We start from the raw sequence: 7,991 nt of genomic DNA on the forward strand, positions 1-7,991 counted from the left end.
TGCGTGAGCCAGGTCCAGTAGCGCAGCAGGAGCGGCTGGTTCAGCCCGAGCTGCTGCCGTGCGATGGCGATCGTCGCCGGCGAGATGTGCGGGTTTGCCATCAGGGTCGCGAGGGGGTTGCCCGACACGGCGACCAAGAGGAACAGCAGGAAGCTCGCGACGACCAGGGTCGCGAGCCCGGCGAGCGACCTGCGGATCAGGTATCCAGCCATATTGAGGGCCTCAGCGGGTACGGGGGCGGGTGCTGTTCTGCGCGGCCCGCCGTGGCGGGCCGCGCAGACAGCGTGAACGGGTACTACCTACTTACCCAGATTGTGCGTCCTACTCAGCTTGTGCATTAGGACGCATCCTGCGTCAGGTCGCCTTCAGACCCCAGGTCTGCGCGTTCCAGGTGAGCCCGTTGTTGCTCGGGTTCGGCAGGACGTTGCCGTAGGTGTTGTTCCAGGTGTACAGCTGGGGCTGCTGGAACAGCGGCAGGGTCACCATGTCCTTCCAGAGGAGCGCGTCCGCCTGGTTGTAGAGGGTCGCCGCCGCCGTCGAGTCAAGCGTCCCCGCCGCCTGGTTGAGCAGCTTGTCGAGCTGCGGGTTGGCGTAGTGGTCCCAGTTCTGGCCGCACAGGTTGGAGTTCGTGTACGAGCAGTAGATGGAGATGTTGCCCGACGGGAACGGCGTGGACACCCAGGCGAACTCGATGATGTCGAACTCGCTCTTCGGGCCGACGGTGCCGAACAGTGTGTTGGGCGAGTAGTTCTGGATGTTGATCTTGATGCCGACGTTCTTCATGTAGCTCTGGAAGAGCTGCTCGATCTCGGACCGCACCGGCTCGCCGGACGTGGTGGAGATCGAGAAGGTCAGGTCCTTGCCCGCCTCAGGACCGGAGCTCGGGTGGAAGTACCCGTCGGATCCCATCGTCATCCCTGACGCCTGCAGCAGCTGCTTCGCCTTGGCCGGGTCGAAGTCGCCCAGGCCACCGCTGGTGTCGGTGTACTGCGGCTGGTTCGGCATGAAGATCCGGTTGTTCAGCGGCTTCACCGACGCGGTGATCGGCCCGACGATCCGGTTCACCATGTCCGCCCGGTTCGTGCCGTAGGCGATCGCCTGCCGGACGTCGAGCTTCGCGAGGTAGGGGTTCGCCTGGTTGAAGTCCATGTGCTGGAACTCGAGGCCGGGGATGATGCTGGTCGTCAGGTTCGGGACTGAGGCGATGGCGTCCTTGAACTGCAGCGACGCCTGCGCCGGGTTGGCCCCGTTGACCTCGCTGTTCTGCAGCGCCGGCGGGATCTGGTTGTCATCGGCGAAGATCCGGAACACCAGCTTGTCCAGCGGCGCAGGCGTGCCCCACCACTTCGAGTTCCGGACCTCGACGATGTCCTGGCCCTGGGTGTAGCTCTGGATCTCGAACGGGCCGCCGGACACCTTGACTGCGGCGTTGAAGGTCTGGAAGCCGTTGTTGAAGCCGACCTTCTCCGCGATGTGTGCCGGGATCATGGGGCCGAACAGCGACTTCCAGTCGCCGAACGGCGAGGAGAAGACCACGGTCGCGGTCTTGCCGCCGTTGGAGCTGGTCACGGACTTGATCAGGCTGTACCCGGCGGTGGTGGCCGGCTCGAACGCCTTGCCGCCCACGTCGGTGAACTTCGGGTTCCCGCTCTGCGCTTGCCAGTTGTAGATGAAGTCTTGGGCGTTGAACGGCACGCCGTCGGACCAGGTCGCCTTCGGGTTGATCTGGTACACCACGGTCTGCGGGTTCGAGCTCGTCACCTTGGCGCTGGTCACATAGTTCGTGTCCAGCTGCTCATTGAGGGTGTTCGTGGTGATGTAGACCTGTGGCCAGACCTGATTCAGGACTTCCTGGAGCACGAACTCGTCATCGTTCAGGTTCAGGATGTTGAACCCGGCCATGTCCTGGTCGAGGGCGTACGTGAACGTGCCGCCGCTCTTGACGGAAGCCGCGCTGGAGCTTGAGCTGGGTGTGCTGCTACTGCTACCGCTGCTGCTGCACGCGGCCAGCGCGGTCATGCCCGCGAGCGCCAGGGCAAGGCCGCCGAAGATTCGCTTGTTTTTCAACGTGAGCCCTCCTTCAGCACTCTGGCACCGTCGGCCCGAAACTGGGTCATCGTGTTTCGCCCTTCTGTTCTTCGCGGTTATTCACAGCAGGCTGTAATGGGCCGACGGCACGGGTCACGGTACCGGCGGGGTCCGGTCACAGCCTGTTGTCCGGAGCATCCGTGCGAGTCTGTGTGAACCCGACGGATGTCTGCCGGCATTGTGAGCTGACCGCAGCGTAGATTCTCGGTGCATCGATCATCGCGCGGAAAAGTCACAATTTGCCATCGATCGAGGTTGGGAACCGTCAAACACTAGAGGAAACCATGACGGAATTAGCCCGTCAAGGCCCTGATGTCTAATTTTGACCCAGAAGCGATGATGGCTTGACCGTGACCGCGGGCTCCAAGGCTTTCAGCCGGCCTTTGCCGAAGCTGAAGATTTTACTGCAAAGTTACCTCACGACACGAAATCCGAAACTCCAGATACCGTAGGTACCGAGTCTGGTGCGGCCTGGCAACGAGCACCGGGCCACTTGCACGGAGCGTTACAATCGCCGGCCCGTTCATAGCGGAGCGCGCCGGGGCGGCGCCGCCGAGGTGTCACTGCCACCGGAACCGCCACACCGCGAGCGCGCAGCCGCCGACGGCCCAGCCCGCCAGGACCAGCAGGTCACTGGCCGGGGCGTGCTCGACGGGCGTGTAACCCTGTTGCAAGATCTGGGCGAGCGCGCGGACCGGGAGCAGCCCAACGGCGACCGACAGCCAGCGCGGCACGCTGAATGTTGGATCGAAGATACCCGACATTATCGCCACCGGCAGGTAACTCGCGTTGGCGAGCGGAGCCGCCGACTCCGCGCTGCGCGCTACGGAACTCAGCGCCAGGCCGAGCGAGCCGAAGCACACCACGCCGAGCGCGAGCCCGCCGGCGATCTCGGCTAGCCCCGCCGCGCGCGGCACGGCGCCGAAGGCCAGCCAGCCGATAACCGCGGTGCAGGCGGTGATGGCGAGTGTGGTGGCTGCCGTGCTCCCGAGAACGCCGGACAGGTAGGCGCCGGCGGGCAACGGCGTGGTCCTGATCCGCTTCAGCACCCCGTCGTGGCGCAGCGTCGCGATCTTCGCGCCGAGGTTGACGTAGGCGGCCACGATCACGCCGAACGCCAGGATGGAGGGCACGAAGATCATCTGCGCCTTGACGTGGGTGCCGGGCAGGTAGCCTCCCGCGGTCGTCGAGCCGATCAGCAGCAGCAGCGCCAGCGGCAGCGCGAAGGTGAAGAGCGCGTACTCGGCGCTGCGCCAGAAGGTCCGCTGCTCGTGCAGCGCCTGCCTGACGGCGAGGCGGACGTGCCTGGTGAGACTGATCAACGAGTCCCTCCGTCGACGAGGCGGAGGTACGCGTCCTCCAGCGTGGGCGTCTCCACCGTGAGATCGTCCAGGTCACCCAGACCGTTAGCGGCCGCCCAGGCGAGCAGTTCGCGTAGCGCGACCGCGGCGCTCGGCACCCGGCAGCGGGCGACGTCGCCGCGGACCTCGACCTCGAGGCAGCCTGGCGCCGCGACGTCGCCGGACCGCAGCCGCTCCGGCGCGGTGAACGAGATGGTGGTCGGTACGCCGGCCTCCCTGGCGACCTGGCGAACCGTCCCGGCTGTCTGGACCCGGCCGTCCTGCAAGATCGCCACCCGGTCGGCGAGCCGTTCCGCCTCGTCAAGGTAGTGGGTGGTCAGCAGGACCGTTTTGCCGATCGAACGCAGGTTCTCGATGGCCGCCCAGCACCGGCGGCGGGACTCCGGGTCGAACCCGGTCGTCGGCTCGTCGAGGAACACCAGGTCGGGATCGCCCGCGAGGGCGAGTGCGAAATCGAGCCTGCGGCGCTGCCCGCCGGACAGCCGGCGCACCTGGCAAGCTCGGTCCGCGGTGAGCTCGACGAGCGCGAGCAGTTCGGCGAGCGGACGCGGCGCCGAGTAGTAGGAGCGCCAGATGTCGATCAGCTCGGCGACCCGCGCCTGGCGCGGGAAGCCGCATTCCTGCAGCACGATGCCGATCCGCTCGCGCAGCCTGGCCCGCTGGTCCGCCGGGTCCACGCCAAGAACCCGGACATCGCCGCCGGTGCGCTGCCGGAAGCCCTCCAGGATCTCGACCGTGGTTGTCTTGCCCGCGCCGTTCGGGCCGAGCAGGCAGAAGACCTCTCCGGGGCGGACCTCGAAGTCCACACCGCGCAGCACCTGCCGGGAACCGTAGCTCATGGTCAGGCCGCGCACCTCGATGGCGAGGGGCTCAGCCGTGGCCGCATGCTCCGGCATCGCCATCAGCTGCGTCATGGGCGTCCTTCGAGGTAAGCGTGCGGGACGAGGGCGTGGAGGAGCGCGTCGACGGCGGTGTCCGCCGCCAGGTCCGCAGAGATCGCCGCGCCGTCGGGATCCCAGTGCCGGTGCCTGGCGAACCAGGTCAGCGTCTCGAGCACCAAGCGCGCGGTCACGGCCGCATCCGGCGTCGCGCGCAGCGCACCAGAGCGAGCGCGGCTGCCCAGGTACTCGGTCAGCGCGGCAAGCACCGGCCGCCGCAGCCCGACGTTGAGCAGGTCGGCAAGCTCTGGCAGCTCGCGGGCGGACCGTTCGATCATGTCCGCGGCCTCCCTGGTCTGCGTCTCCAGGGCGAAGAGCTCGCGCATCACGGTCTCGAGCTCGGCGGCCGGATCCTCGGCCGCGGGCTGGCCGAGCGCCGCCGCGAGCGAGCCGAACGGCACCTCTACCGCCACGAACTCCCTGGCCTCGCCGATCATCTCCGCGAGAGACGGAGGCGTGAGCGGAAAGTGCTCGCCGAGCTCCTCGGTCGGCATGTCGGCGAGCAGCAGCGCATGCCTGATGGCCAGCACGAACAGCCCTTCCTTGCTGTCCACGTACCGGTACAGCGCGGCTTCGGAGAGCCCCGCCTCGCGCGCGACGTCGCTCATCCGCGCCGCGCGGTAACCCTCATGGGTGAACACGCGCACGGCGGCAGCGATCACTTCGGGGAACCGCTCCTGAGCGGTGCGCTTGCCGGACACAGACTTGAATATACGTGTAATTGAGTCGATCACTAACCAAGTTGGAAAATCGTACATAACACGTAATCTGGCACTCTCTAGCCGAAATCCGACTCAGCGAGGCCCGGGGTGTGCGGCAAGCAGCGCCGCTGCGCGGTCCAGGGTGTGCCTGAGATTGTTGGTGCCGACGAGATCGCGGGCTTCCGCCAGCGTGAGCCAGCGCAACGGTGCCCCAGGGTTCTCCGGCCGCGCCGCGTCCGGGTCACCGGTGGCCATGAAGTACCGGAGGTCGGCGTGCTCATGCGCGGGCTCGCCCTTGCCCGATGGGACATGGCACACCACGACATGCTTGATGGCGCCGTCCGGCCACGGCACCAGGTCGGGGAGGCCGGTCTCCTCAGCCGCCTCCCGCAGCGCGATCGCCAGCGGATCGCTCTCTCCCGGGTCCGCGTGCCCGCCCGCCTGCAGCCACATCCGGAGCCGCTGGTGCCAGCGCAGCAGCACACGGCCGCTGTCCGGGTGCAGCACTAGCGCCGACGCGGTGAAATGCAGCGGAAGCGAGCGTGACCAGGGATCAGGCTCGGCCGCGGCCAGAGCCCACATCCGCGCCACGTCGGCGGCCTCTGTTTCGCCCGCTGCTTGATACCCGGCAAGCCATCCGCTGCTCACTGGTCCATCGTGCCACGGGGACCGCGCCGCCAACGCCGATTCCGTCGGGGTCGGCAGCACGTGGTCAGACCTCTTGACTCGAATTTAAAATAACGATTACGCCACCGGATTCCATTGACATCGTACGTATGTTCTACTACTGTTTATGTGTGAGACCCGCGCGATCGCGATCAGCCGGGTGACCGCGGCGCACTTCCCCGCGCCGCGGCTGCCGGTCCTCGTCCGCGCGCGGTGGCACGGTCCGCCGGTGCTCGTCGCGGCCGGAGTCGCCACTCCCGTCGCGCCCGTGCGCGGCGGGGACTGACCGCAGCCACCTGGCCGCTCGCACTGAATCGCGCCCCGGCGCCCTGTACCCAGCTCAATGAGAGGGGAAGAGCATGAACCGCAATCTCGAATATATATCCTACTCGGATAACGATCGTCTGGCTATGCTGGAAAACAGGGCCGCAGAACTTGAGCGCAGGATCGCGCAGGCGACCCCGGCCGGCGGCCTGCCCGAGTTCCTCGACAGCGACCACGGTACCGTCGCGTTCCCGGTGTTCGCCCCGCCTGACGAGAGCGACGCCTACGCGGACTCGGGCCGGGACGATCCGGATCTGGACGACCGCGACTACCCGGCAGACGCCGCCCCCAGGGGCGGCTACCGCGAAGTACCTACGGGGCTGCGCGGCGGGTCAGGCGAGCGGACTCGGTCCGAGCGGCTCATCAACGGCGGTCGGCGGCACGTCAAGCGCGGCCCGCGACGCTGGTTCGCGCACTGGCGTGCTATCGCGATCGGGGCGGCAGCCTTCGCCGTTGGCATCACCCTCATCGCGGTTGTGCTGCCGGGTCGCAGCCCTGGCTGGCCCGCGAGCGTCGCGACCGTGCAGACGGAGATCACGACCGCCTGCCAGAACCCCAACGTGGTATCAGAGCCGGCCCAGGTCAACTTCGCCTGCGCGAAGGACACCCAGCAGGTCCTTTGGGTGTTCTCCCTGCTGGCGAGCGACAACAACCCCGGCTACGCCGACCAGTCCAACGGCAGGAAGGGCCTGGAGCCGATTCAGCCGACCCAGGGCGGCGACATCGCCTGGTCGCTCAACCTGCACCACCCGTACAGCCCGGTCAATCCGATCGACAGCCTGCAGGTAGCGGCCCGGGCGATCAACAACATCATCGGCGGCGCCACGGTCACCGGAACGAGCGGCGCGCCGGTGGTACAGCAGGGACTGGAGAGCAGCCCAGCGAACTGCGCGAAGTACACGGGCTCGTCCGCGCTGATCACCAGGCAAGGGTTCCCCGCCGTGTGCGCGCTGCCGGTCAGCACCGCTGCGGGCCAGGCCGCCCTGGTCAGCGACGTGTTCGCGCAGTGGATGGTCGGCGCGCCTGCGCAGTTCGCGACCGAGGCCGGCGTGCTGTTCCAGAACGCCAGCAACCCTGGTGACCCGCGCGTCCAGTCGATCCTGAACACCCTTCGCACGTCAGGAATGTAGTCCCCAAAGGAAGGAAGGGGTCCGTGCACTCCGTCAGGAAGCCATGGTGGCAGCAAGCGACGGCGCTTGTGACCGTGAGCACCGGCGGCGTGATTACCGGGTTCACCTTCGTCCCTGGCGCGGCGGCGTCGATGACCTCGCCGAGCAGCGTGCCGCTGCACCTGCTGGCGCTGGAGAAGGCGGCCAAGCCCGCCGACACCGGCGACGGCAGGCTCCGGCCGGCGATCGTCAACGTGGCCGGCTACTACCTCCAGCTAGCGCAAACGAGGACCCCAGCTCAGATGGAGGCGCTGATCTGGGGCAAGGACAGCGTGGATGGCGCTGACCACGGCCCGTCCTGCGCCGCGTTCGCCAGCCTGACCCTCGAACTGGCCGCCCAGGCGGTCGGGCAGCAAAGCTGGGTCAGCGGCGGCGCGACGTACCCGTGGCCGCTGCACGAGTGGGCCGATGTCCGGGTCAACCCCAACCCGGACTCGCTGGGCGTCACGTCGATCGTCCAGGACGCGCAGGCCCACCAGCGCTGGCACCCGCTCGGCGACGGGTACCAGCCGCAGCCCGGGGACTGGGTGGTGTTCGACGGGCACGTGGAGGTCGTGACCAGCTCTGCCAACGGGGCGCTCGACACGATCGGGGCGGACTCGCTGCCCAACCTCTCGGTCAACGCCCACTCCTTTCCCGACCCGCTCGCGCAGCAGGGCGTCGAGGGGTTTGTCGACAACGGCCACCTCGGCGAGACGACGGCCGCCTCGAGCGGTGCCCCCGCCGCGGCGCCCGGGCCGGCCA

The 7,991-nt window shown here is 67.8% G+C and carries 8 protein-coding genes and 1 pseudogene; 3 read left to right on the forward strand and 6 right to left on the reverse strand.

The window, feature by feature from the left end:
- The 6 genes and pseudogenes from WA805_RS22895 to WA805_RS22920 all read right to left on the reverse strand — a co-directional run.
- Nucleotides 1–212: pseudogene (locus tag WA805_RS22895) on the reverse strand (ABC transporter permease); the annotation flags it as partial.
- A gap of 142 nt (nt 213–354) precedes the next feature.
- Nucleotides 355–2,067 (reverse strand): ABC transporter family substrate-binding protein, encoded by a 1,713-nt coding sequence (locus WA805_RS22900; protein WP_425241235.1) that lies wholly within the window; start codon nt 2,065–2,067, stop codon nt 355–357.
- 581 nt (nt 2,068–2,648) lie between these two features.
- Nucleotides 2,649–3,410, reverse strand: coding sequence for an ABC transporter permease (locus WA805_RS22905; RefSeq protein ID WP_422290544.1), 762 nt, complete (start codon nt 3,408–3,410; stop codon nt 2,649–2,651).
- Nucleotides 3,407–4,363, reverse strand: coding sequence for an ATP-binding cassette domain-containing protein (locus tag WA805_RS22910; RefSeq protein ID WP_422282589.1), 957 nt, complete (start codon nt 4,361–4,363; stop codon nt 3,407–3,409). The genes WA805_RS22905 and WA805_RS22910 overlap by 4 nt, the downstream gene beginning before the upstream one ends.
- A complete protein-coding gene (locus WA805_RS22915) occupies nt 4,360–5,088 on the reverse strand; it encodes a helix-turn-helix domain-containing protein (protein ID WP_422282591.1) in 729 nt (242 codons plus the stop codon). Before WA805_RS22915 ends, WA805_RS22910 begins: the two co-directional genes overlap by 4 nt.
- 93 nt (nt 5,089–5,181) lie before the next feature.
- Complete coding sequence (locus tag WA805_RS22920) at nt 5,182–5,736, reverse strand: NUDIX hydrolase (RefSeq protein WP_422290543.1); 555 nt, start codon at nt 5,734–5,736, stop codon at nt 5,182–5,184.
- 145 nt (nt 5,737–5,881) lie between these two features.
- Here WA805_RS22920 and WA805_RS22925 point away from each other — a divergent pair, with 145 nt between their 5' ends.
- The 3 genes from WA805_RS22925 to WA805_RS22935 all read left to right on the forward strand — a co-directional run.
- Nucleotides 5,882–6,040: a hypothetical protein gene (locus WA805_RS22925; protein WP_422270820.1), complete on the forward strand. Its 159-nt coding sequence runs from the start codon at nt 5,882–5,884 to the stop codon at nt 6,038–6,040.
- 124 nt (nt 6,041–6,164) lie between these two features.
- A complete protein-coding gene (locus WA805_RS22930) occupies nt 6,165–7,208 on the forward strand; it encodes a hypothetical protein (RefSeq protein ID WP_422290542.1) in 1,044 nt (347 codons plus the stop codon).
- A 23-nt stretch (nt 7,209–7,231) separates the two neighbouring features.
- Nucleotides 7,232–7,991, forward strand: a 760-nt coding sequence (locus WA805_RS22935) for a hypothetical protein (RefSeq protein WP_425243374.1), incomplete at its 3' end; no start/stop codon positions are given.

It is taken from the genome of Trebonia sp., assembly GCF_049794275.1.
Classification (GTDB): domain Bacteria; phylum Actinomycetota; class Actinomycetes; order Streptosporangiales; family Streptosporangiaceae; genus Trebonia.

Excerpts from the sequence above, each read along its gene's own strand:
- WA805_RS22910 (WP_422282589.1), bottom strand. The coding sequence starts at position 4,363 with ATGACGCAGCTGATGGCGATGCCGGAGCATGCGGCCACGGCTGAGCCC.
- WA805_RS22925 (WP_422270820.1), top strand. The coding sequence starts at position 5,882 with ATGTGTGAGACCCGCGCGATCGCGATCAGCCGGGTGACCGCGGCGCAC.
- WA805_RS22930 (WP_422290542.1), top strand. The coding sequence starts at position 6,165 with ATGCTGGAAAACAGGGCCGCAGAACTTGAGCGCAGGATCGCGCAGGCG.